Annotated in this window: 25 protein-coding genes and 1 tRNA gene; 23 read left to right on the top strand and 3 right to left on the bottom strand. The window is 42.3% G+C overall.

The window, feature by feature from the left end; translation table 11 throughout:
• Positions 1–53 precede the first annotated feature (53 nt).
• From KNL20_RS13230 to KNL20_RS13205, 6 genes are all read left to right on the top strand, one after another.
• Complete coding sequence (locus KNL20_RS13230) at positions 54–752, top strand: hypothetical protein (protein WP_230398199.1); 699 nt, start codon at positions 54–56, stop codon at positions 750–752.
• Entirely contained in the window at positions 752–1,255 is a 504-nt protein-coding gene (locus KNL20_RS13225; protein WP_230398198.1) for a DUF6106 family protein, read from the top strand. Before KNL20_RS13230 ends, KNL20_RS13225 begins: the two co-directional genes overlap by 1 nt.
• Before the next feature lie 66 nt (positions 1,256–1,321).
• Entirely contained in the window at positions 1,322–2,776 is a 1,455-nt protein-coding gene (gene guaB, locus KNL20_RS13220; protein ID WP_230398197.1) for an IMP dehydrogenase, read from the top strand.
• Between the two features lie 142 nt (positions 2,777–2,918).
• Complete coding sequence (locus KNL20_RS13215) at positions 2,919–3,638, top strand: peptidoglycan recognition protein family protein (protein WP_230398196.1); 720 nt, start codon at positions 2,919–2,921, stop codon at positions 3,636–3,638.
• Positions 3,639–3,793: 155 nt separating this feature from the next.
• Positions 3,794–4,558, top strand: a complete 765-nt coding sequence (locus tag KNL20_RS13210; protein ID WP_230398195.1) for a nitroreductase family protein — start codon at positions 3,794–3,796, stop codon at positions 4,556–4,558.
• Positions 4,559–4,655: 97 nt separating this feature from the next.
• Positions 4,656–4,727, top strand: a tRNA-Gly gene (locus KNL20_RS13205).
• A gap of 252 nt (positions 4,728–4,979) precedes the next feature.
• On the opposite strand, the gene KNL20_RS13200 is transcribed toward KNL20_RS13205, so the two are convergent.
• Positions 4,980–5,477: a QueT transporter family protein gene (locus KNL20_RS13200; protein ID WP_230398194.1), complete on the bottom strand. Its 498-nt coding sequence runs from the start codon at positions 5,475–5,477 to the stop codon at positions 4,980–4,982.
• Between the two features lie 350 nt (positions 5,478–5,827).
• Between KNL20_RS13200 and KNL20_RS13195 the strand changes: the two genes are divergently transcribed.
• The 15 genes from KNL20_RS13195 (at position 5,828) to KNL20_RS13125 (ending at position 20,325) form a co-directional block, all read left to right on the top strand.
• Entirely contained in the window at positions 5,828–6,043 is a 216-nt protein-coding gene (locus KNL20_RS13195; protein ID WP_230398193.1) for a helix-turn-helix domain-containing protein, read from the top strand.
• A gap of 47 nt (positions 6,044–6,090) precedes the next feature.
• Positions 6,091–6,633, top strand: a complete 543-nt coding sequence (locus tag KNL20_RS13190; protein WP_230398192.1) for a Uma2 family endonuclease — start codon at positions 6,091–6,093, stop codon at positions 6,631–6,633.
• A gap of 150 nt (positions 6,634–6,783) precedes the next feature.
• On the top strand, positions 6,784–7,635 hold the full coding sequence (locus tag KNL20_RS13185; RefSeq protein ID WP_230398191.1) for an amino acid ABC transporter substrate-binding protein: 852 nt from the start codon (positions 6,784–6,786) through the stop codon (positions 7,633–7,635).
• A 50-nt stretch (positions 7,636–7,685) separates the two neighbouring features.
• Positions 7,686–8,342, top strand: a complete 657-nt coding sequence (locus KNL20_RS13180; protein ID WP_331468192.1) for an amino acid ABC transporter permease — start codon at positions 7,686–7,688, stop codon at positions 8,340–8,342.
• A 45-nt stretch (positions 8,343–8,387) separates the two neighbouring features.
• Positions 8,388–9,146 (top strand): amino acid ABC transporter ATP-binding protein, encoded by a 759-nt coding sequence (locus KNL20_RS13175; protein WP_230398190.1) that lies wholly within the window; start codon positions 8,388–8,390, stop codon positions 9,144–9,146.
• A gap of 80 nt (positions 9,147–9,226) precedes the next feature.
• A complete protein-coding gene (gene purC / locus KNL20_RS13170; protein WP_230398189.1) occupies positions 9,227–9,937 on the top strand; it encodes a phosphoribosylaminoimidazolesuccinocarboxamide synthase in 711 nt (236 codons plus the stop codon).
• Between the two features lie 11 nt (positions 9,938–9,948).
• Positions 9,949–11,385, top strand: coding sequence for an adenylosuccinate lyase (gene purB / locus KNL20_RS13165; RefSeq protein WP_230398188.1), 1,437 nt, complete (start codon positions 9,949–9,951; stop codon positions 11,383–11,385).
• 173 nt (positions 11,386–11,558) lie between these two features.
• Entirely contained in the window at positions 11,559–12,839 is a 1,281-nt protein-coding gene (locus KNL20_RS13160) for an adenylosuccinate synthase (protein ID WP_230398187.1), read from the top strand.
• A gap of 24 nt (positions 12,840–12,863) precedes the next feature.
• On the top strand, positions 12,864–13,484 hold the full coding sequence (locus tag KNL20_RS13155) for a hypothetical protein (protein ID WP_230398186.1): 621 nt from the start codon (positions 12,864–12,866) through the stop codon (positions 13,482–13,484).
• A gap of 20 nt (positions 13,485–13,504) precedes the next feature.
• Entirely contained in the window at positions 13,505–14,902 is a 1,398-nt protein-coding gene (locus tag KNL20_RS13150) for a glycine--tRNA ligase (RefSeq protein WP_230398185.1), read from the top strand.
• 193 nt (positions 14,903–15,095) lie between these two features.
• A complete protein-coding gene (locus KNL20_RS13145) occupies positions 15,096–16,358 on the top strand; it encodes a sensor histidine kinase (protein ID WP_230398184.1) in 1,263 nt (420 codons plus the stop codon).
• A complete protein-coding gene (locus KNL20_RS13140) occupies positions 16,336–17,028 on the top strand; it encodes an ABC transporter ATP-binding protein (RefSeq protein WP_230398183.1) in 693 nt (230 codons plus the stop codon). The genes KNL20_RS13145 and KNL20_RS13140 overlap by 23 nt, the downstream gene beginning before the upstream one ends.
• Positions 17,025–19,469, top strand: coding sequence for a hypothetical protein (locus KNL20_RS13135; RefSeq protein ID WP_230398182.1), 2,445 nt, complete (start codon positions 17,025–17,027; stop codon positions 19,467–19,469). Before KNL20_RS13140 ends, KNL20_RS13135 begins: the two co-directional genes overlap by 4 nt.
• Positions 19,470–19,536: 67 nt before the next feature.
• Positions 19,537–19,866: a hypothetical protein gene (locus tag KNL20_RS13130; protein WP_230398181.1), complete on the top strand. Its 330-nt coding sequence runs from the start codon at positions 19,537–19,539 to the stop codon at positions 19,864–19,866.
• Between the two features lie 75 nt (positions 19,867–19,941).
• A complete protein-coding gene (locus tag KNL20_RS13125; protein ID WP_230398180.1) occupies positions 19,942–20,325 on the top strand; it encodes a hypothetical protein in 384 nt (127 codons plus the stop codon).
• Positions 20,326–20,456: 131 nt separating this feature from the next.
• On the opposite strand, the gene arcC is transcribed toward KNL20_RS13125, so the two are convergent.
• Entirely contained in the window at positions 20,457–21,386 is a 930-nt protein-coding gene (gene arcC / locus KNL20_RS13120) for a carbamate kinase (protein WP_230398179.1), read from the bottom strand.
• A 380-nt stretch (positions 21,387–21,766) separates the two neighbouring features.
• Here arcC and KNL20_RS13115 point away from each other — a divergent pair, with 380 nt between their 5' ends.
• Positions 21,767–22,462: a response regulator transcription factor gene (locus tag KNL20_RS13115; RefSeq protein ID WP_230398178.1), complete on the top strand. Its 696-nt coding sequence runs from the start codon at positions 21,767–21,769 to the stop codon at positions 22,460–22,462.
• A 93-nt stretch (positions 22,463–22,555) separates the two neighbouring features.
• Here KNL20_RS13115 and KNL20_RS13110 read toward each other — a convergent pair whose 3' ends face one another.
• Complete coding sequence (locus KNL20_RS13110; protein WP_230398177.1) at positions 22,556–23,236, bottom strand: Crp/Fnr family transcriptional regulator; 681 nt, start codon at positions 23,234–23,236, stop codon at positions 22,556–22,558.
• A 164-nt stretch (positions 23,237–23,400) separates the two neighbouring features.
• On the opposite strand from KNL20_RS13110, the gene spoIIID reads away from it, so the two are divergent.
• Positions 23,401–23,658, top strand: coding sequence for a sporulation transcriptional regulator SpoIIID (spoIIID, locus tag KNL20_RS13105; RefSeq protein ID WP_230398176.1), 258 nt, complete (start codon positions 23,401–23,403; stop codon positions 23,656–23,658).
• Positions 23,659–23,797: the final 139 nt, after the last annotated feature.

The following is a 23,797-nucleotide window of genomic DNA, read 5'->3' as shown; positions in this document are numbered from 1 at the left end:
CCTATTTATGATACTATATAAATTATAAAATCTACGACGTATGAGGAATCCGTATGAGAAGCAGAAAGACGAATGAAAAGGAACCCATAAAATTTCACCGCTATGAATCTGATATGACAAGAAGAGAGAAGAGAGAGCTGGAGAAACAAAAACTTTCGGAGATGAGTCTTACCGGCAAGCTTGCGTACATCTGGACTTATTATAAACCGCACATGGCGGCGGTTGTTGGAATAATTGCCGCTGTTGTGATTATCTGCCAGCTGGTTGAGAATTCAAAATATTACACGATCTTGAATGTGAGCGTGATTAATGCTTCGATGCAGTCGGATTCCGAGCGTGTGCAGGAGGAACTGCTAAGCCGGTTTGGGACGGGGGATAAGTATGAGAAGGTAGTATTTGATTCCTCATTCGTGATGGGGAAGGATGTTGAAACGGCAGATTATAATATGGTGATGAAGTTCACTACTGTTGTTGCGGCAAAAGACATGGATATACTGATTACGAGCCCGGAATTTTACGAACACTATAAGAAGCAGGATATGTTTCTGGATCTGTCCACTTTATTTACAGAGGAAGAGTGCAGCAGGTATGGCATTTCGGGAGATACGTACAGGCTGGATATTACGGATACTGACTGGCTGCAGAATCATAAGTGGGTAGAGTATGAGCCGGTGTATCTGGCGGTAATTGCGAATACCGGCCACCAGGAAAAGATAAAGGAATTTATAACAGCAGTTGAGGAGGAAAAGTGATGAGTGACTTGTATACCGAAGTAATGGTGGAGAAAAAGTTTACAGGAAAGGATATGGCTGTTAAGGTAGGGCTGATTTTTCTGACTGTGCTTGCGGCTGTGGCGGGTCTGACCATCATCCCCATTGCCCTGGTCGTGGCTTTGGCCTTGGGAATTGCAGATTATCTTATCATCCCGAAACTGAATGTGGAATATGAATATGTATATGTGAATGGTGAACTGGATATCGATAAAATATATTCCAAGTCCAAGAGGAAAAAAGGAGCCAGCTTTGATCTTGGCAAGATGGAGATTATGGCGCCGCTAAATTCCCACCAACTGGACTCCTATCGCAATAACCCCAATATTAAAACAATAGATTATTCCTCCGGAATGGATAATGCAAAGGTATATGCAGTGATTGTTCCGGGTGATAAAGAGATGCACAGACTGCTCTTTGAGCCCGACGAAGTGATGATTAAGGATATCAGGAACAGAATGCCGCGAAAGGTATTTACTGATTGACATTGCATGGGAATTTTGTTACACTTGGGAACAAAACAAATGTAGAGAATGGAGGAACAAAGAAAGATGGGAACGATTATTGGCGAAGGAATTACTTTTGATGATGTACTGCTTGTACCTCAGTATTCGGAAGTAACTCCAAATCTGGTAGATTTATCCACCTGGCTGACTAAAAGTGTAAAGCTGAATATTCCTATGATGAGCGCCGGTATGGACACCGTTACAGAGCACCGTATGGCTATTGCGATGGCCAGACAAGGTGGAATCGGCATCATCCATAAGAACATGAGTATAGAGCAGCAGGCGGATGAGGTAGATAAGGTAAAGCGTTCAGAGAATGGTGTAATCACCGATCCATTTTTCTTATCACCGGAGCATACGCTGGAGGATGCCAATAATCTGATGTCTAAATTCCGTATATCTGGTGTGCCGATTACTGAGAATGGAAAACTTGTTGGTATTATTACGAACCGTGATTTGAAATTTGAGGAGGATTTTTCAAGACCGATTAAAGAATGTATGACTTCAGAAGGGCTGATTACTGCAAGAGAAGGGGTTACATTAGAAGAGGCAAAGCGTGTCCTTGCAAAATCCAGAAAAGAAAAACTGCCTATTGTAGATGAGAATTTTAATTTAAAAGGTCTTATTACCATAAAGGATATTGAAAAGCAGATTAAGTATCCGCTGTCCGCCAAAGACCCATTAGGAAGGCTGCTTTGCGGAGCAGCTGTGGGGATTACCAGTAATGTCATGGAACGTGTGGATGCATTGGTGAAGGCACATGTGGATGTAATTGTCATCGATTCAGCGCATGGACATTCGGCCAATATCTTTCATGCTTTGAAAAATATAAAATCCTCCTATCCTGACTTACAGATTGTTGCGGGTAATGTTGCCACTGCGGAAGCCACCAGAGATTTAATCGCTGCAGGTGCAGATGCTGTTAAAGTAGGTATCGGTCCCGGTTCAATCTGTACAACCCGTGTAGTAGCAGGCATCGGTGTTCCTCAGGTTTCAGCTGTTATGAACTGTTATGAGGAAGCCAGAAAGACCGGAACACCGATTATAGCTGATGGCGGAATTAAGTATTCCGGGGATATGACAAAAGCGATTGCTGCCGGTGCGAATGTCTGCATGATGGGAAGTATATTCGCAGGGTGTGATGAGAGCCCGGGAACCTTTGAACTGTTTCAGGGCAGGAAGTATAAAGTATATCGCGGCATGGGTTCAATTGCTGCGATGGAAAACGGAAGTAAGGATCGATATTTTCAGTCAGATGCAAAGAAGCTGGTTCCTGAAGGTGTGGAAGGGCGTGTGGCATATAAAGGTCTTGTGGAAGATACTGTATTCCAGTTGATTGGCGGACTTCGTTCCGGTATGGGATATTGCGGTGCCGGGGATATTGAGACTTTGAAGGAGACGGGCAAGTTCGTCAAAATCTCGGCGGCTTCCCTAAAAGAATCTCATCCTCACGATATTCATATCACAAAAGAAGCTCCGAATTACAGTGTAGATGAATAAAGGAGTGCCATGCAGAAACCTATGTCTGCGCTTGTAGCGGAGGCTGGGATAATTGCATGGCATTTTTTACATTTTGGATACATCTTGTACACAAGATGATTATACAATAGAGGGTAAAGAAAAAAATGACAGGGGAGTATATATGGCACAGAAGAGAAAATCTTACAGGCGTCTGTCTGAATCCTATAAGAAACGCCGGCGTGTTGTCTATCGGAATCGGGTATTGCTGCTTCTTGGGATTATTTTCCTGGCCGGAGCCGGCGTGAGAGTAATTAAGGGGAGAAATCCTTTGCAGGAAATCCGGGGAGATGAACAGGTATTGGCAGAGTCCCCTGTAGACTGGAGAGGAGCTCCTGCTATTAATGTACAGCTTTTAACACCGAATCCATATTCCCGCCCTCAATTGAAATTATCAAAGGTGAAAGGGATTGTAATTCATTATACAGGGAATGCCGGAACGAGTGCACAGGCAAATCACGATTACTTCGAAAGCCTGAAAGATGGTTCAGGAACATCCGCCAGCAGCCATTTTGTCGTTGGGCTTGATGGGGAGGTTATTCAATGTATCCCAAGCAGTGAAGAGGCTTATGCGTCTAATACCAGAAATGTGGATACATTATCGATAGAAACCTGCCATCCGGATGAAACCGGAAAGTTTAATGAAAGTACGTACAACACTCTGGTTCAGCTGACCGGCTGGCTCTGTGTGCAATTTGATTTGAAGCCTGATGATGTAATCCGCCATTATGATGTGACGGGAAAGATATGCCCCAAATATTTTGTGGAACATGAGGATGCATGGCAGCAGTTTAAAGAAGATGTTGGAAATAAGATGGAAGAAATCAGGGAATACTATGCATAGAATGAGGAGCGTTAAGAACTATTTGGCAATCCATCAAACTGCTGTGATTTTTCAAATATACAATAGGAACTTTAGATAAAATTATTTTGGGAGAAGTCTTGAAAAAGCCAGTAGTTATGTTACAATAATGTTACGAAACATTTAAGGGTGATGCTATGAATTTATATGAGGCTATTTTTGTAAGAAAATCGGTGCGAAATTACAATATGGAAGGTCTGAATGCTCAGACTTTAGATAAAATCCGGGCACATTATACGGAATTGACCAGCCTTTTCGGGAACATCGACACAGATATTGCTATACTGGACAACCGCAAAGGACAACAGAAGGTTCTGAGTTTTTTTAGTGTGAAAGCACCCTATTATCTTGCTTTTTATTCGGAAGAGGCGCCAAGAAGCCTGATGAATATGGGATATATGATGGAGCAGATGGTGCTGTATATGTGCAGCATCGGGATAGGGACCTGTTATATAGGAAGCGATCGGATAAAGAAAACACAGCTTGTTAAGGATGGAAAAAACCTGGTAGGGATTGTTGCGTTTGGAAAAAGCAAAGGGGCGCACGTCAGAAAGCAGTCCGAGGCCAAGAGACTGAGTTTGGAAGAGTTATGTATATTTAAAGAAATCCCGAGGCAATGGATGAATCAGATTCTGGAAGCAGCCCGTCTGTCTCCGTCCAGTATGAACAGACAGCCCTGGCGTTTTGTTGTATATGATAATCGGATTCATATTTTTTCGAAGAGACATAGCGTAGAGCAGCTTAAGAAGTGGGACGAAGTGAATTTTGGAATTATGTTTGCGAATGTGATGGTAGTGGCAGAGGAGCTTTGGCTGGATGTGGATTTGATTAAACTGGAGGATATCTCACAGAAAAACTTTCCTAATAACCAATATGTGCTAAGTGCCATATTAAAACCGTGAATTGATGCAAAAGAATAAAAAAATGAAAAAATTATTGACAAAGTTCTGAAAATATAGTATATTATGTTCTGCGAGTTGTTTTTTGACTCTCAGATGTGCGCGAGTGGCTCAGGGGTGGAGTACAACCTTGCCAAGGTTGGGGTCGCGGGTTCGAATCCCGTCTCGCGCTTTTCTATACCAAAGTATGCAAGGAAAGCTGCCAGTGGCAGGTTTTCTGTAAGCCGGGAAATCCGTAGGTTTTATATGGATTTCCCGGCTTATGGTTTATCCTCATTACTATGCTCCATAGATGGTGAAGCAGTGAACTGTATGGAAGGATATTCTTAATAAAGGCAGTTGGCTGTCATAGAGAATCCCTTGCACTGACGGCTTTCCCTGAATACTTTCGTATAAAAAATAGTCTCTCAAAGGAGACTATTCTTTAATGCATTTTACGGTTAAGACTGAAAATTCGTCCGGCATATCTGCTCAGGACTTTTATCAGAACAGTTCCCAGGATTCCACAGGATATAACCTCTCCAAAACCAACACCAAGCATAATTAGGGGAATAGGAAGATTTACCTGATATCCATAATAGAGGATGAACGGGACGACCAGTGTATTAAGAATTATTGGTGGAAGAGGAACCAGATACTGGTGTTTCCTTAATTTGTAGGATATAGCCGCAGCGGCCATGGTAGTAAGGCTTCCGAAAATAATGTCCGGCAAGATACTACCACCTATCATATTGGCAATCATACATCCGACAAAAAGTCCTGGTACGGCAGCCGGCGTAAACAGGGGAAGTACCGTAAGGGCCTCTGATATTCGGACCTGCATGGTTCCATAACTGATGGGGGCAAATGCTACAGTAAGAACTACATAGATTGCTGCAATCATGGCAGCCTGTGAGATAAATAATACCTTTTTGCTTTGCATATAAATTCTCCTTTAGTTTTGTTTTACGTGTGGAAGGTCACGAACACACGATTATTTGGTTATGTTTAGCTTCTATACCAGAGCTTGAACGGTTTTTACTATAGCACGCTTTTGAGAGAAATGCAAGCCGTACCCACTCTGCACCCACAATGGAAATTATATATCAAAATGCCTTTGATATGCTCCTTTTTATCCCTAAATGGCATGCCGCCGGGATGTTTGTCCCTGGAGTGTTAATTTTTGCTTATTATATACATTGCAAACCGTGTACTTTTGTGATAGTATAGATGTATAAAAAAGGAGAATTCTGCGTATTTTCATCCCTTAATGGATTTTTAGAAAGGAACGCTATGGGAAAAATTTTATATAGCAAATTGATAAACTTACTAGAAGAGCGTGGTTTAACAACTTATCAAATTCGCAAAGAGAAAATCATATCAGAAAGTACTCTGCAAAATATCCGAGAAGGCAAACGCATTACAACTGATTCTATTGCAGCCTTATGTCAAGCACTAGGCTGCCAGCCCGGCGATATACTGGAGTATGTACCAGATGATGATGAATAATCTTCTAACTTCCTGTCAACACTGCAACCATGAAAGGACGTGTTATTATGCCATTACCCAAAGAACACACGTACACTGTTGAAGATATTTACAACCTGTCGGAAGGGCAGCGGGCAGAATTGATTGACGACCAAATTTACTATATGGCACCACCCAGCACTCAGCATCAAAGAATGTTATCTTTTTTGCATTTGCGGATAGCCCAGCATATTCTCTCAAAGAAGGGAAACTGTGAGATATTTCCTGCACCTTTTGCTGTATTTCTTAATGAGACTGATGCCAAATATGTAGAACCGGACTTATCTGTTATCTGCGACATGAATAAACTTAATGATAAAGGCTGTAAGGGAGCACCGGACTGGATTATTGAGATTGTATCTCCAGGTAGCAGGCGCATGGATTATGCAATTAAATTGTTTAAATACCGTTCAGCCGGTGTTCGGGAATATTGGATTGTTGATCTCGACAAGAATAGAATTATGGTTCATAACTTCGAGCACGAAGATATTAATGAATACACTTTTTCCGATATGGTAAAAGCCGGAATCTATGAAGATTTGTCCATAGACTTTTCCAAGCTGGATATCTGACACACTGCCCCGCATTGTTTGCGGGGCAGACGTGCGTAAAGCTGTTGACAGAGCCTTCCGGATTATGATAGTATTGGTACTGGAGTTAACATTTTATCGTGGTAGAGTAACTCATTGATAAATTGATGAAATCGTGGAGGATATTATCATATGAAAAAGAAAGCTTTAAGTATATTTCTGGCCTGTGCCATGGTGACGGCTTTTGTGGGCTGCGGCAAGGAATCAGATAATTCAGGAAAGAGCAAGCCGGAGGCATCATCAAAAGAATCAGAGAGTAAATCTGCTTCGGAAACAGGCTCTGCAGAAGACGGAACATTCACGGTGGGATTTGATCAGGATTTCCCTCCGATGGGATTTGTCGGGGATGACGGAGAATTTACAGGTTTTGACCTGGAACTGGCTGCAGAAGTGGCAAAGCGTCTTGGAATGGAAATCAAATATCAGCCGATTTCCTGGGATTCCAAGGATATGGAGCTGAAATCTGGAACCATTGACTGCATCTGGAACGGATTTACAATAAATGGACGTGAAGACGCCTATGCGTGGACGGATGCCTATATGGAAAACGATCAGGTATTTGTTGTAAGGAAGGATTCCGGGATTAGTGCGACGAAGGATTTGGAAGGTAAGATTGTAGAAGTTCAGGCGGACTCAAGCGCAGAAGCCGCATTAAAGGATAATCAGGAATTGAGCACTTCCTTTGGTCAGCTGCTGACAGTAGCAGATTATCTGACCGCTATGATGGATCTGGAATCCGGGGCGGTGGATGCCATCGCTATGGATAATGTCGTGGCCAGCTATCAGATTCAAAAGACGGGAAAGAACTTTGAAATCCTGGCTGAGCCCATTGCGGCGGAGCAGTACGGGGTTGGTTTCCGGAAGGATAATACGGAGCTCCGAGATAAAGTCCAGAAAGCACTGGAAGAAACTGCAGCGGATCAAACGGCAGCAAAAATTTCCGAGAAGTGGTTTGGAAAAGATATTACGACCATTGGAAAATAAGTACTGTCTGGTTCTGAATGGTTTGAATCGTAACGATTGCAGGAGATAATATGAATATTAATTTTGAACTTTTAATATCCAAACTGGGGTCAGGAATGCTGACCTCTTTCTGGATTTTTGGCGTAACACTGCTGTTTTCTCTGCCTCTTGGCCTTGTTATCGCATTTGGAAGGATGGCCAGAAATTCTGTCATCCGCACCATCACAAAGATATATATTTCCATCATGCGCGGAACACCACTGATGCTGCAGCTGATGCTGGTGTATTTTGGACCGTTTTATATCTTTCAGATTAACATCAGTTCCAGCTACCGATACATGGCAGTCTGTATTGCCTTTGTACTGAATTATGCTGCCTATTTTGCGGAGATTTACCGCAGCGGTATAGAATCTATGCCGGTGGGGCAGTATGAAGCTGCAAAACTGTTGGGCTACAATCGGGCACAGACCTTTTTTTTCATCATTCTTCCGCAGGTGATTAAGAGAATTTTGCCCTCTGTTACAAATGAGGTTATTACCTTAGTTAAGGATACATCTCTTGCTTTTGTTATTGCAGTGGCGGAGATGTTCACCAACGCAAAGGCTCTGGCAGCCAGTATGTCCAGTGTAATACCATATGTTTCAGCAGGAGTATTTTACTATGTATTCAATTTTCTGGTGGCATATATCATGGAAAAGCTGGAGAAGAAACTCAGCTATTATCGCTAGACGCTGTACTGGAGCAGATATAGTCTATGCAGGAGGAATTTACAGATGAATTATCTTGAAATGAAGCATATAAAAAAGCAATTTGACGGACTGGAGGTTTTGCATGACATTTCCCTTCAAGTCCTGGAGGGGCAGGTCACGGCAATTATCGGGCCCTCAGGTTCGGGGAAATCCACATTACTAAGATGTGCCACGATGCTGGAGGAGATGGACGACGGGGAGCTTTTCTATCTTGGAGAGCAGGCGGTGAAAAGCGTGGATGGGCACGCAGTTTATGCAAAAACGGCCGATTTAAAAAAACTGCAGCAATATTACGGCCTGGTCTTCCAGAATTTCAATTTATTCCCCCACTACAGTGTACTGAAAAATATCATGGATGCACCTGTGCGGGTACAGAAACGCAAAAAAGAAGAGGCAAAAAAGCAGGCAGTGGAACTGCTTGCCAAAATGGGTCTCTCCGATAAAGCCAATGCCTATCCTTATCAGCTGTCAGGTGGTCAGCAGCAGCGCGTATCCATTGCACGTGCGCTGGCCATGAACCCTAGGATACTATTCTTCGACGAACCGACTTCTGCGTTAGACCCTGAACTGACTGGTGAGATTTTGAAGGTTATCAGGGAGCTGGCAGCAGAACACATGACTATGGTAATCGTAACCCATGAGATGGAGTTTGCGAGAAACGTGGCAAATCACATCATTTTTATGGAGAACGGGGTAATCGTGGAGGAAGGGACTCCTGAACAGGTTTTTTCATCAGATAATGCAAGAATGCAGTCATTCCTTGGGAAAATCCGGCAGGATTGAGACTTGCTTTTCACAAAATCTTAGAATATAATGATAGCGATGCATTTTACTACTTTTACTATAAGAAAGGTGTCAGACTCATGGAGAAAAAAGAGCAGCTTTACGAAGGAAAGGCAAAAAAAGTATTTGCAACCGAGAATCCGGAAATAGTTATTGTAGACTACAAAGATGATGCAACTGCCTTCAATGGGGAGAAAAAAGGAACCATTATGGGAAAAGGTGTCATCAATAACCGTATGTCTAACTATGTCTTTGGAAAACTGGAAAAGGAAGGCATTCCGACACACCTGGTCGAAGAGTTAAGTGACCGCGAGACAGCTGTTAAGAAAGTGAGCATCGTTCCGCTGGAAGTAATTGTACGCAATGTGGCAGCGGGAAGCTTCTCCAAGCGGATGGGAGTAGAGGAAGGAAGAGAATTACTCTGCCCGATACTGGAGTTCAGTTACAAGGATGATGATCTCGGTGATCCGTTCATTAATGATGACTACGCGCTGGCTCTTGGTCTGGCTACTCAGAAAGAGATTGACACCATAAAAGGATATACAAAAAAAATCAATGAATTCTTAAAAGCATATTTCCTGAATGCAGGTATGAAGCTGATAGATTTTAAAATCGAATTTGGCCGTCTGTCTGATGGAACGATTATCCTGGCAGATGAGATTTCACCGGATACCTGCCGTCTGTGGGACGTGGATACCAACGAAAAGCTGGATAAGGACCGTTTTCGCAGGGACATGGGGAACGTAGAAGAGGCTTATAACGAAGTATTTAAACGTTTGGGCCTTGCATAAGGAGACGAATTATGAGCCAAACTGATAGATATACAAGTCCTTTATCCGAGCGTTATGCAAGCAAAGAAATGCAGTACGTATTTTCACAGGATATGAAATTCAAGACCTGGAGAAAATTGTGGATTGCACTGGCTGAGACGGAAAAAGAACTGGGACTGCCGATTACCCAGGAACAGATTGATGAGCTGAAACAATACCAGGATGAGATTAACTATGATGTGGCAAGGGCGCGGGAAAAAGAGGTGCGTCATGACGTAATGTCTCATGTCTATGCTTATGGGGTACAGGCCCCTAAGGCGAAAGGCATTATCCATCTGGGTGCCACAAGCTGTTATGTTGGTGACAATACAGACATTATTGTGATGAATGAAGCCTTAAAGCTGGTAAAGAAAAAATTGGTGAACGTAATCGCAGAGCTGGCAAAGTTTGCTGAGGCATACAAGGCACAGCCGACACTTGCTTTTACACATTTTCAGCCGGCACAGCCCACTACAGTGGGAAAACGGGCTACCTTGTGGATGCAGGAATTCTGTATGGATCTGGAAGATCTCGAATATGTACAAAGTACTTTGAAGCTGCTTGGAAGCAAGGGAACTACGGGAACACAAGCTAGCTTCCTGGAATTATTTGACCAGGATCAGGAGACTATCGATAAGATTGACCCTATGATTGCGGAAAAGATGGGATTTCCGGCCTGCTATGCGGTATCCGGGCAGACCTATTCCAGAAAAGTGGATACAAGAGTGCTGAATATTTTGGCGGGCATAGCAGCCAGTGCTCATAAATTTTCTAATGATATCCGCCTGCTCCAGCATCTGAAAGAAGTGGAAGAACCCTTTGAAAAGAGTCAGATAGGCTCCTCTGCCATGGCATATAAGAGGAATCCCATGCGCAGTGAGCGCATTGCCTCTCTGTCCCGTTATGTGATGGTCGATGCGCTGAATCCGGCAATCACGTCCGCAACCCAGTGGTTTGAAAGAACACTGGACGATTCTGCAAATAAGCGTCTCAGCATTCCGGAAGGTTTTCTGGCTGTCGACGGCATTCTGGATCTCTGCCTGAACGTGGTGGATGGTCTTGTAGTTTATCCGAAGGTTATCGAGAAGCGTCTGATGTCTGAACTGCCATTCATGGCGACAGAGAATATTATGATGGATGCGGTAAAGGCCGGCGGTGACCGCCAGGAACTTCATGAGCGTATCCGTGAGCTGTCTATGATTGCGGGAAAGCATGTGAAGGAAGAGGGACGTGACAATGATCTGCTCGATCTTATCGCAGCCGATCCGATGTTCAACTTAACAAGAGAGGATCTGGAAGCAACCATGGATCCGGCCAAATATACCGGACGGTCTGCGGTACAGGTGGATGCATTTCTTAAAAATATAATTCAGCCGTTGCTGGAAGAAAATAAGGACTTGCTGGGAATAAAAGCAGAGATTCACGTATAATCTATTATATCAGTTAATAAGATAAGTGAAGTTTATTAGTAATAATAAGTTTCACTTATCTTAAATCTGCTGTATACTAGTATAGGCGACATTAAATACCTCACTGAAGCAGAAAGGTATTTATGATTGGCTATACTAGTATTGAGGTCTACAGATAATAGGAGGATTTTTATATGATTAAGGCAATTGTAGGAGCAAACTGGGGAGATGAGGGCAAAGGAAAGATTACGGATATGCTGGCTGAAGAGGCTGATATTATCGTCCGTTTCCAGGGCGGTGCGAATGCCGGACACACAATTGTAAATAACTATGGTAAGTTTGCATTGCATACCCTGCCATCAGGTGTTTTCTACAACCATACCACGAGTATTATCGGAAATGGCGTTGCGCTGAATATTCCTGTTCTGTTTAAGGAGTTACAGGATGTTGTATCCAAAGGTGTACCAATGCCAAAACTTCTGGTTTCCGACCGGGCACAGATGGTGATGCCTTATCATATTTTATTTGATCAATATGAAGAAGAGCGTCTTGCCGGCAAATCTTTTGGCTCGACGAAATCCGGTATTGCTCCGTTTTATTCAGACAAATATGCGAAAACCGGATTTCAGGTTCAGGAGCTGTTTGATGAAGCTGCACTTAAGGAAAAGTTAAAGAGTGTGTGTACTGTGAAAAATGTACTGCTGGAGCACCTGTATCATAAGCCGGTACTTGATACGGAAGAGATATTTAAAGAACTGATGGAATATAAAAAGATGGTGGAGCCATTTGTATGCGACACATCGCTCTTTCTTTGGAATGCAATAAAGGAAGGAAAACAGATTCTTCTGGAGGGACAGCTGGGAACATTGAAGGATACAGATCATGGAATCTATCCAATGGTAACATCCTCCTCCACGCTGGCTGCATATGGTGCAATCGGTGCAGGTGTACCCCCATATGAAATTAAAGAAATCGTAACGGTAAGCAAAGCTTACTCAAGTGCGGTGGGTGCAGGGGCATTTGTTTCCGAGATATTCGGTGAAGAGGCAGATGAACTGAGACGCCGCGGCGGGGATGGCGGCGAATATGGAGCTACCACCGGACGTCCGAGACGTATGGGATGGTATGACTGTGTGGCTTCTAAATACGGATGCAGACTTCAGGGCACTACGCAGGTGGCATTTACAGTATTAGACGTACTGGGATATCTTGAGGAGATTCCTGTCTGTGTGGGTTATGAAATTGATGGGAAGATTACAACCGAATTCCCGACCACTACGCAGCTTGAGAAGGCAAAACCGATACTGAAGGTACTTCCGGGCTGGAAATCGGATATTCGTGGAATCAAAAACTATGAAGAGCTGCCTGAAAATTGCCGGAAATACGTGGAATTTATAGAGAAACAGATAGGATTTCCAATCACGATGGTTTCAAACGGTCCCGGAAGAGACGATATTATCTACCGCAACAGATAAAAGCTGTATCCGATGGAGGATTCGATGAAAATATACAGGAAGATCCGTCTGTCTGTGCTTCTGACTATAACACTGATGCTCTGCGGCTGCGGCAGTTTGGCCGATGTAAAGGATGACACGATTACTGTCAGCGCTAAAGGTGCCGTAAGAGAAGCTATAGTTGGAGACGGCGAAAAGAACGATTATTCCGTTGAAGAGCTGCGTTCTTTTGTGGAAGAGGATATAGAAGAATATAATCAAAATACGAAATCCGGCAATATAGATTTAAAATCCTGTGAGATGAAAGATGGGGTTATAAGAATTGAGATTGCCTATGCCTCTTATGTTGATTATGCCGCTTATCATAAGACTACATTGTTCTATGGTACTTTAAAAGAGGCCAAAAGCAAAGGGTTTGACTTTAATACAGAGTTTGTGGATAATAATGGAGATACAGCTGCGGCAGCTACGATTCTTGCCCATGGTGATGAATGGCATGTGGTGATTCTGGAAGAACCTGTAGATGTACAGGTGAGCGGAGATATCCTCTACGTCAGTAAGAATGCTGAAATCACAGGGAAGAGAAAAGCAAAGATTGCAGATGAAAAAGACGAAGGGGCTGAACGTATTACTACGGATTCCCTGGTATATCTTATATATAAATAAGTGAAGGAGCAGATATAAGAATGGAAAAGACAATGGACAAAATTGTTGCTCTTGCGAAGTCAAGAGGATTTGTTTATCCCGGTTCCGAGATTTATGGCGGTCTTGCCAATACCTGGGATTATGGTCCGCTTGGCGTAGAGCTGAAGAATAACGTTAAAAAGGCATGGTGGAAAAAATTCATCATAGAGAATCCGTATAATGTTGGTGTTGACTGTGCGATCCTGATGAATCCACAGACCTGGGTTGCATCCGGGCATCTGGGCGGATTTTCCGATCCGCTGATGGACTGTAAGGCCTGTCATGAGCGTTTTCGTGCTGATAAGATCATCGAGGATTATTGTGCGGAAAAGGGGATGGAGATTGAAGGGGGAAGCGTGGATTCCTGGACGCAGGAGGCTATGAAAAGCTTTATTGATCAACACCAGATTCCGTGCCCTACCTGCGGCAAGCATGATTTTACAGATATCCGCCAGTTTAATCTGATGTTCAAGACATTTCAGGGTGTTACCGAAGATGCAAAGAATACAGTTTACCTGCGCCCGGAGACTGCACAGGGTATCTTTGTAAACTTTAAAAATGTACAGAGGACTTCCAGAAAAAAGATTCCCTTTGGCATCGGGCAAGTCGGTAAGTCCTTCCGTAATGAAATTACACCCGGAAATTTCACTTTCCGTACGCGTGAGTTCGAACAGATGGAGCTGGAATTCTTCTGCGAACCGGATACAGACCTGGAATGGTTTGCCTATTGGAAGCAATTTTGCCTGGACTGGCTGCATGAACTGGGATTGAATGATGAAGAGGTTCGTTACCGTGACCATGAGCAGGAAGAGCTGAGCTTTTACAGTAAAGCGACTACGGATGTTGAGTTTTTATTCCCATTCGGATGGGGAGAACTGTGGGGAATTGCGGACCGGACGGATTATGACCTTACGCAGCATCAGAATGTTTCCGGGCAGGATATGTCGTACTTTGATGACGTAAAGAACGAGAAATATGTCCCCTATGTAATTGAACCGTCCCTTGGTGCAGACCGCATGGTTTTGGCTTTCCTCTGCAGCGCTTATGACGAAGAGGTTCTGGATGCGGAAAAGAACGATGTACGTACGGTGATGCACTTCCACCCGGTACTGGCACCAGTAAAAATCGGGGTTCTTCCACTGTCGAAAAAGTTGAATGAAGGAGCCCTGAAAGTCTTTGATAAGCTTTCCAAAACCTACAACTGTGAGTTTGATGACAGAGGCAATATCGGTAAGCGCTACCGCCGTCAGGATGAGATTGGAACACCCTTCTGTGTGACCTATGATTTTGATTCTGAAACGGATGGAGCAGTCACTGTCCGTGACCGTGATTCGATGGAACAGGAAAGAATCAGGATTGAAGAACTGGACACTTATTTCAGTAAAAAATTTAAATATTAACTTAAAGTAAAAGAACGAACTTCCGGCAGATATTTTTCTGCCGGAAGTTTGTACGTCCTGGGGAATTCTCACAATACCCATATGTTATATAATAAATGAAGTATACCATACACTGGAAATACTTGCTATAATCATATTATGATGGCAGTAGGGTCAAAAGGTCACATCATTATGATGAATTTCGAGGTGTACGATGAAGAAAACCAGTGGGCGTAATAGAATTTTGATTTTATCGGTTATAGCATCTTTTCTTTTTATTTTCACATCAGTTATCGGAATGCTGCACCTTCGCAGTACTTACACGAATCAGATTATTAGTCTGCTGGGTGTCGTGTCTGACGAATCCGAAATCCCCAAAGAAAAAATAGATATATTTCTCTCCGGCAATATCTCAGACCAAAATTATGATCAGGGACTTTTGATATTACATAATTCCGGTTATGGGCAAAGTGGGGTTTCTTTCATTTATACATCCATTGGAAGAACCTTTCTCAGCTACTTTCTGGGAATAGCCGTTATCTTACTCATGATTTTTAGCAGTATAGCCTTATACTTCCGCGGATGGGAAAAGTTTTTAAAGGCCACAGCCAGATGGATTTCAAATTTAAATAAAATCGAGTATGAGCAGAATGTAGTCAGGATAGCACCATCTGAAACCAGGGAATTGATTTATGCCTTGCAGGAACATAAGAGGCAGGACTTACAGGAGGAAGAAAGATTAGAGCAGGAAAGGAAAAAAACGATTGCCTTTGTGGAGGATATTTCACATCAGTTAAAGACCCCGCTTACGATTATGCGGATGCACATGGAAAAGATGAACTTTGCGAAGGAGTTTATTCAGATAAGTCTTGATAAGGCCATTACGCAGGTGGATAAGATGGTGCTGCAAATCTCGATGATGCTGAAGGTTGGGATGCTGAATTGCGGTAAAAGAAAGATGGAGATAGGTCCCCATGACATTTGGGAACTGGCAGAAGAAATTTCAGAGGAGTTCGAGGCCATCTATGAACGAAAGCAGGTGGAATTACACAGCCAGGTAAAAGGAAGTTCTACGTTTTATTATGATGACTATTGGATGAAGGAAGCAGTGGAAAATCTGGTAAAAAACTGTATTGAATATTCTGAGCGGGGAGAGGCCGTCGGTATTATATATCAGATCGGGCGTTTTGGTTTAAACATTGCAGTGACAGATCATGGGAGGGGGATTGAAGAAGAAAATATTGAACATATCTTTGACCGGTTTACATCCAGCTACCGCCAGAATGACAGCAGCAGCGGTCTCGGCCTGGCGATTGCGAAGCAGGTGACAGAAGCGCATTTCGGTAAAATCAGCGTGAAAAACAACAGAGAAGGAGGAGTTACTTTTTCTGTCTATCTGCCGCGGCTGCATGGAGAAGGTACATATTGGAATACAGAAGAGGGAGGAGCATTGAGTGAAAGTTTTACAGTTGAATGAAGTTACGAAGACATATGGAAAGGACCGGGCACAGGTACATGCGGTGAATAAGGTGAGTCTGGACATAGAAAAAGGCAGTTTCACATCGATTATTGGCAGAAGTGGTTCGGGAAAGTCTACACTTCTTAAAATATGTGCGGGCCTATTGAAGCCGGAGGAAGGGCGTGTGATTCTGGACGGAGATGATATTACGAAGATGAAGGAGAAAAATCGCTGTACGATGAGGAGAAGAAAGGTAGGCTTTGTCTTCCAGAATTTTGAGTTGATTCCAGAATTTAATCTGATGGAAAATGTATGCGTTCCTTTTTACCTGGATGACCGGACTCCGGATATGGAATATATTGACGAGCTTTTAAAGGTCACATATCTCTATGATAAAAAAGACCGTTTTCCGGAAGAACTATCAGGCGGTGAACAGCAATGTATGGCAATTGTAAGGGCTCTTGCCACACGACCGGCCATTATTTTTGCGGATGAACCCACCGGAAATCTGGATATGAGAACCGGCGAAGAGATTATGGAACTCTTAAATTACTGTAATGTACGATATCAGCAGACAATTCTGATGGTCACACATAATCTGGAATTATTGCAGAGTGCCTACAGGATATTGAAAATGCAGGATGGAAGGATTGTGGAAGACTACGATAAGGGTATTGAAAACCTATGAATAAACTCATGAAATTGATTTTCAAAAGAAGAAAAAAATCATGGTATCTTTTGATAAGCGTTATGATACTTGCCTATTTCCTGATTGCAGTCTTAAGAATTGCTTTTGCCTGTTTCGACCGAACGGAGGAAGCTGACAGAGAAAAACAATATGGAAACTGGCATGTTGCAGTGATAGACGCGGACACGGATACTGTGAACGGATTGAAAAATCATGCTACAGTAGAGAAATTTGGAATCAGCTATACATATGGGATGGTCTTGGACAAGGAGAATAAGGATTTAGGTAAGATAGGAACAGCGGATTTAAAAACCAGAGATATGGAGAATATAAGCATTCTGGAAGGAAGGTTTCCCGAGAAAGAGGGGGAGATTGCCATTGAGCGCTTATCTCTCAAGGCCAGAGATATCACGGCTGGATTGGGGGATGCTATATATCTTCCAATCAGAGTAACTTCAGAGAAAGGCTCTGAGATTGTAAACTATAAGTATAAGCTGGTCGGTATTGTTCAGGACTATTCTACAAAACTGAAAGGCACAACTCCGGATAAAAGAGATTATGTGTCCTTTTTTATAAATCATGAAGATGATGTGGCCGGGTATGAAGGCACAGGAAACTTTATTTACAGACTAAAAAAGAAATACCTGAATACGAATAAAGAAATTTTACAAGTAAAAGGGAATTCTGCCATTGTACTGACCAATAATTATACCTATTATGAACTCGGAAAAGAATCCGGTCATCAATTAACCATAAAGCTGCTCCAAAGGGGGCTTGTGTTTGGCGGAAGTCTTCTGAGCTTTATGCTTGTGTCTTGTATCTTATTTATGAATTATATGAACGAACAAAGAGACACATGGAAGATATTCCATAAACTCGGGAAGCACATGAGGGCAATTAACGTTTTGTTGTTTAAGGAAATTGTTATTGCAAATGTGATTGCCTTGTGTGTTGGAACCCTGATTGGAATTATTGTGACCGGTATCGTGTATAGTGGGGTGACCTATTTGGGAAATGACACTATACAGGTGGAAATTCCCGCCGGGGGGTTACTGCTCAGTGAAATGGCTGTACTGCTTGGACTCTTGGCATCTGATGCATTGGGTATTTTCATACAGGCAAAGGGTATTTCCAGAAACAAAAAGGAACTGCGGAGAAAAAGGAGAAAGGTAAAAAAATCATATGTGGACAGAATGCTTGGCCAGACAGAATGGAATTGGAAATATTCGTTTTTGATTTTATTTGTTCTTTTTTTCAGTATTCTCCAGGTGGATGAAAAAAAGGCTTTATTAAGTGCGGTTGAACAGCAAAATCCTGACTTTCGATGGAGTATATTGTACAGCTACTATCCTTTATCAGACAGTGTAAGTGATAATATCTACGAACAGGTAAAAAAAGTATATGGAATAGATAAGGTAGAAGCATTTAAAAGTAATAATTATCTTTACGCCAGTTGGGAAGGAATAGAGAGAAGCAAATATGTGAAGGAACTGCAAGAACATTATTGGCAGCAGTTTGCAGGGGTGTCAGAACCTCAGGTATTTGTTGTTGGAATTGAACCGGATAGTGAAGCATATCACTATTACACAAAAGGGATAAAGAATAATTATTTTAATAAAGAAAAGTTTGATAAAGGTGAGATGGTACTGGTCTATGTGCCCGATTTTGATTTGAAATCCGGGGAGTATTTTTATACAAACGAAAAAGGCAGGTATCATGAAAATACTTTAAAGGCCGGTGATAAGCTCAGGATAGAAGGAGAAGAAATAAACGAAGTGGAAGTTGGGGGAATTCTATATAATTTTAATAAAAGGGAGGATAGAAGAAACATCCCCAGACCGCTATCAGTTATAGGAAGCTATGGGTTATGCGAAAGCCTGGACTCAAAAACAAAGGAGTCTTTTGGATATTTGGATGCTTTTGTATCAAAACATATTAATTATTCCCAAACAATGGAGGAGATGAAGCAGCTCGGGAATAAGCCGTTTAATGACTTGGAAATTAAGAGCCGTTATAACTCTGATTATATTAAAGAAATTAGTATATGGATTTTGGCTGATATACTATGTATTGCAATGATATCCATTATTTACTGTAGCAAAAAAATAACACAAGGATTTAAAAGAAAAGAAGTAGGCATCTTATCTTCTTTGGGCATGAATTCCCAAAGATATTATTTATGCAGATGTAAAGTTTCTTTATGTTCCTCTCTTCTGGGAGGAATTATAGGTGGAATCGCTGCTTTCTTTATAAAAGTTATTTTTTATAATACAAAGCACCAGTTTGAACACAGTATAAATCTGAATGACAGAGTAAAATTGGGAATTCTATATGTCTGGAATTGGATGCCCTTAAAAAGTTGGGGATATATCTTTCTACTCTTTTTGGTCGTAACCTGTCTTTTTACCATGGCTTTTGGAAAAAAATCAATAGAAACATAAGAATTGTAATATAGATTTAAGGTTAGGCTGTTATAATAAAATAAAATACTAAAGAGGAGATTTTGAGATGAAAAAAAGGTTATTAGCGACATTGTTAGTTCTGAGCAACCTATTAATGCCTGTGAGTGCCCATGCGGCTGGAGAACAATATACGCTGGAGGGCAACAGTGGTGTGGAGCAGGAAGTTAGCATTACTCCTTACATGGTTGTAAAAAAGTATGTTAGTGTTACAGTTACATATGCTATGCTTGCATTTGTTCCCAAAACTTACTTTTATTCCTATTACGACCATGACTATAGCACAACTATGAAAGGATACCTGCCTGTAGTCGAGATAATAAATTGCATTGGTTATGTAGAGGCTACATTTGCCGGATATGTATCGGCGGCTATCTGAATTTAAACTTGGCGAAGCTTGAATTGTGAACGGGAATAAAAATGTGAAAGATTCATGTAAAAGGAGAGGGGAGTCATGGAGTTACTGATAGTAAGGGACAGTGCCCGCATAGGCGGGGCTATGAATACATATAAGCAGTATGATGAAGACGGGATTAAGACAACTGTGTGTAGTTCCGATATTTTTGGACAATTGCCAAGTATGAGCTTTGACCTTATTATTATCGACCTGGTCAAAGCAACCTTGGAAAATGGTAATTTCGGATTTTTGCAAAGTCTGCAATTACAGGCATATCATGCGGCAATTGCGATTGCTGATGAGTCTTCCAGAAGCGGTGAGCTACAGGAAATTTTAAAAAGTATGGGTGTGTGCTCCTTTGTTCAGCGCCCGGTAAACAAGGAAACATTTTTTGAACAGGTGGATTGTGCACTCCGTGAATCAAAGCGAAGATTCAACTGATAAAAAAGAGTCAGTGCGTGTGGAAACTTTGTGAAAATATAAGATAAAAGATAAAAGAGCCCGCATTTTACGGACTCTTTTGTTATACCAAAGTATGCAAGGAAAGCTGCCAGTGGCAGGTTTTCTGTATGTCATTTTTCAATAATAGTTCCTGTTTTTTCCAGGTATCCATCCATTGCTTTATCAATGGATGTAATGACGGCACGTTTTCCGCCCTTTTCCAGAAAGGCCACAGAGGCCTCTATTTTGGGGAGCATGGAGCCGGGTTCAAATTGTCTTTCAGCCATGTACTTCCTTGCATTGGAAACAGTGATTTTACCTAACGGAACGGCCTCCGGTGTGTTATATCCAATGGAAACATGTTCAACGCTGGTCAGAATCAACAGGTCATCTGCGTGAAGCAATTCCGCCAGTTTTTCACTGATTAAGTCCTTTTCAATCACTGCGCTGGCGCCGCGGAGTTCTTCCTCTTGTACCATTACAGGAATACCGCCGCCTCCGGCAGCGACGACAATCTGGTCAGCCTCTACGAGCGTGCGGATTACATCTATTTCGATGATATCCTGCGGCTTTGGAGCAGCTACGATACGGCGATATCCGCCATCCACCTTAGTGACATAGTTGCCCTTCTCTTCCTCTGCTTCTGCCTCTTCTTTCGAAAGGATACGTCCGATTACTTTAGATGGAGTATAGAAGGCATCATCGTATGGATCCACAACCACCTGAGTCAGTACAGTAGCCACCGGACGATAGATGCCCCGGCGCAGCAGCTCTGCACGGATTGCGTTTTGCAGGTCATATCCGATATATCCCTGACTCATGGCAGAACATACAGACATGGGAGCCGCAGTATATTCCTTATGTGCAGTGGCAAATTCATTCATAGCAGTATGTATCATACCCACCTGTGGGGCGTTACTATGTGTGATAACAACTGAAGCACCGGTCTGGATGAGGTCAGCAATTACTTTAGCTGATTTTCTTGCGGCAATCTTCTGTTCGGGGAGAGTGGTTCCAAGCGCACGGTGGCCGAGGGCGACTACAACTTTTTTCTTTTCCATAACTAAAGTCCTCTCTTAATATTCCTTTATTGCTCAACTATATATGGGAAAAAGATTATAGCTGAACTGCAAACTGTAATAAGTACAAGTATAGTAAAAAATTCATGAAAATGCAAGTAAATACGGCCATATAAAAACCCTAAAATATATTGTGAATAGCCTCAAAAAGAAAACACCATCTGATAAAATTTGGTATAATGTAACCTATCGGAAGGAAAACAAGCGGCTCCGAAGGAGACATTTGTTTTCAACCGATAGGTTAACGAAAAACCGAAGGTTAGGAGTCTGTTACACGAAGGAACGTAAGTTCCGAAAGTGTAACCTATCGGAAGGAAAACAAGCGGCTCCGAGAGATAACATTTGGATTGTGGGGGATGGAGATGAAAACGATATTAATTGTTGAAGATAACAGGGAGCTGGCATTTGGTATAAAGGATATAGTAAGCAGTTATGGCTACGAGGTATATATGGCACATTTAGTAAAGGATGCCTTAATTCAGTTGAGAAGCAGGCCCATAGATTTATGCTTACTCGATATACGGCTGCCGGATGGGAATGGATATGATTTGTGCCGGAAGATCAGAGCCTTTTATCAGGGAGCGGTTATTATGCTGACAGCTTGCTCCGGTACGGAAGAAATTGTGGAAGGACTTATGGCAGGAGCAGACGATTACGTGACAAAGCCTTTTCAGATTACAGAATTGCTGGCCAGGATTGAAGCGCAATTTCGAAGGATTTTGTGGAAAGAGGTTGAAGTCCCCGGTACAGTATTCTCCGGTGATTTGAAAATCGAGCTGAATCAGCATCATATCTATAAGCTTGAAGAACTGTTGGATCTGAGCATACGGGAATATACGGTGTGTGAACTGCTTCTGGAGTATGGCGGCAGGATTGTGACCAGAAAAGTAATGTTGGAAAAGATATGGGATTCCAGAGAAAATTTTGTGGAAGAGGGTACTTTGAACGTACATATCAGCAGAATCAGAAAGAAGCTTGGAAGCTATAATGGTATCTCCTATATTGAAACGATTAAGGGCTTTGGATACCGCTGGGCACATCAGATCATACGGAATTAATATGCGTGGCCTGCTTTCAGTACAGCGTTTTTGGCCGAAAGCCAATGGTACGGTACACAAGAGCGTGATTGAAAAATCATCTCCAATCACGCCCTAGAGATAAGCCTGCAGCTTTTTAGGGTTGAGAATCGTAACGGCCCCTCTGGAAAGGGATACAATCCCTTCTTTTTCAAAATATTTCAGCATACGGGAAACTACTTCTCTGGCACTTCCCAGGTTTCGGGCAATTTGCTCATGGGTCGTTTTTAAAACACTGGAACCTATCCGTATCCTTTCATCTTCCAGATAAGCGGCCAGACGTTTGTCGAAGCTCGAAAATAAAATCTGACTGAGTGCCCACATCACATCGGAGAACCGCTCTGTGGTTTGCCTGTAAACATAATTTTCCACATAAATATTTCGCTCAATTAACCGCTGGAAGCAGGCAATATTCGTCAGCAGGATTCTACTGTCCTGTTCAGCCTCGATTTGTATATCAAAGGTAATCTCCTGAAGCAGGCAGGAGGCTGATAAAGTGCAGACTTCCCCGGCATTCAGACGGAACAAAGTGATTTCTCTGCTTTCTTCTGACTGAATATAGATGCGGAGCTGACCTTTCAGAACCAAAAAGATTCCAAGGCAATCATCACTGCGGCTGTAGATGAAGTCATTTTTATGATAATCCAATATCGCAGAACAGGAGGTGAGATAATCCTGCTCCTTGGTATTAAGATGTTTCCAGAAAGGATAACCTTTCTTCAGGTGTTGATATATCGAATCTTCTGTCTGAGTCATAGGCGGCCTCCCCTTGTATGTTACTCCTGCAGACTCTGCTGCCGGAACAAAACTTCTATAAACTATAGTATCGGAAAATGTCTTCTTTTGCAAGTCCCAACTAGAGGAATAAGATTTGCCGCACGCTCATAAACTGTAAAAACAACATTTGTAGGGGAATTTTTTTGAAAGATTATATTGAAGAGCGTGCAGTGGAAATTGCAACCTACATTATAGAGCATAATGCCACAGTGAGACAAACTGCAAAAGAATTCGGCGTTTCAAAAAGCACAGTACATAAGGATGTCACAGATAGACTTCTGCAGATAAATCCTGTACTTGCCCGGAATGCAAGAAAAGTTCTCAATGTAAACAAATCGGAAAGACATATCAGAGGAGGCCTGGCTACACGGGAAAAATATCTGCATCACAATTCTAAATAATCCATACATGTACGAGAGGCAGGCTGCAGCTTGCCTCGTTTCATGCATTGAAATGCAAATATCCGGGTAATTATGCGCAGTATGAACAAGGAAGATGATAATATTCTACAAATAAGCATGTTGAGCATGACAAAATAAG

Origin of the sequence: Novisyntrophococcus fermenticellae, from assembly GCF_018866245.1 — a bacterium.
GTDB classification, from domain to species: Bacteria; Bacillota; Clostridia; order Lachnospirales; family Lachnospiraceae; genus Novisyntrophococcus; species Novisyntrophococcus fermenticellae.
This window is presented reverse-complemented; position numbering and strand designations above follow the sequence as displayed.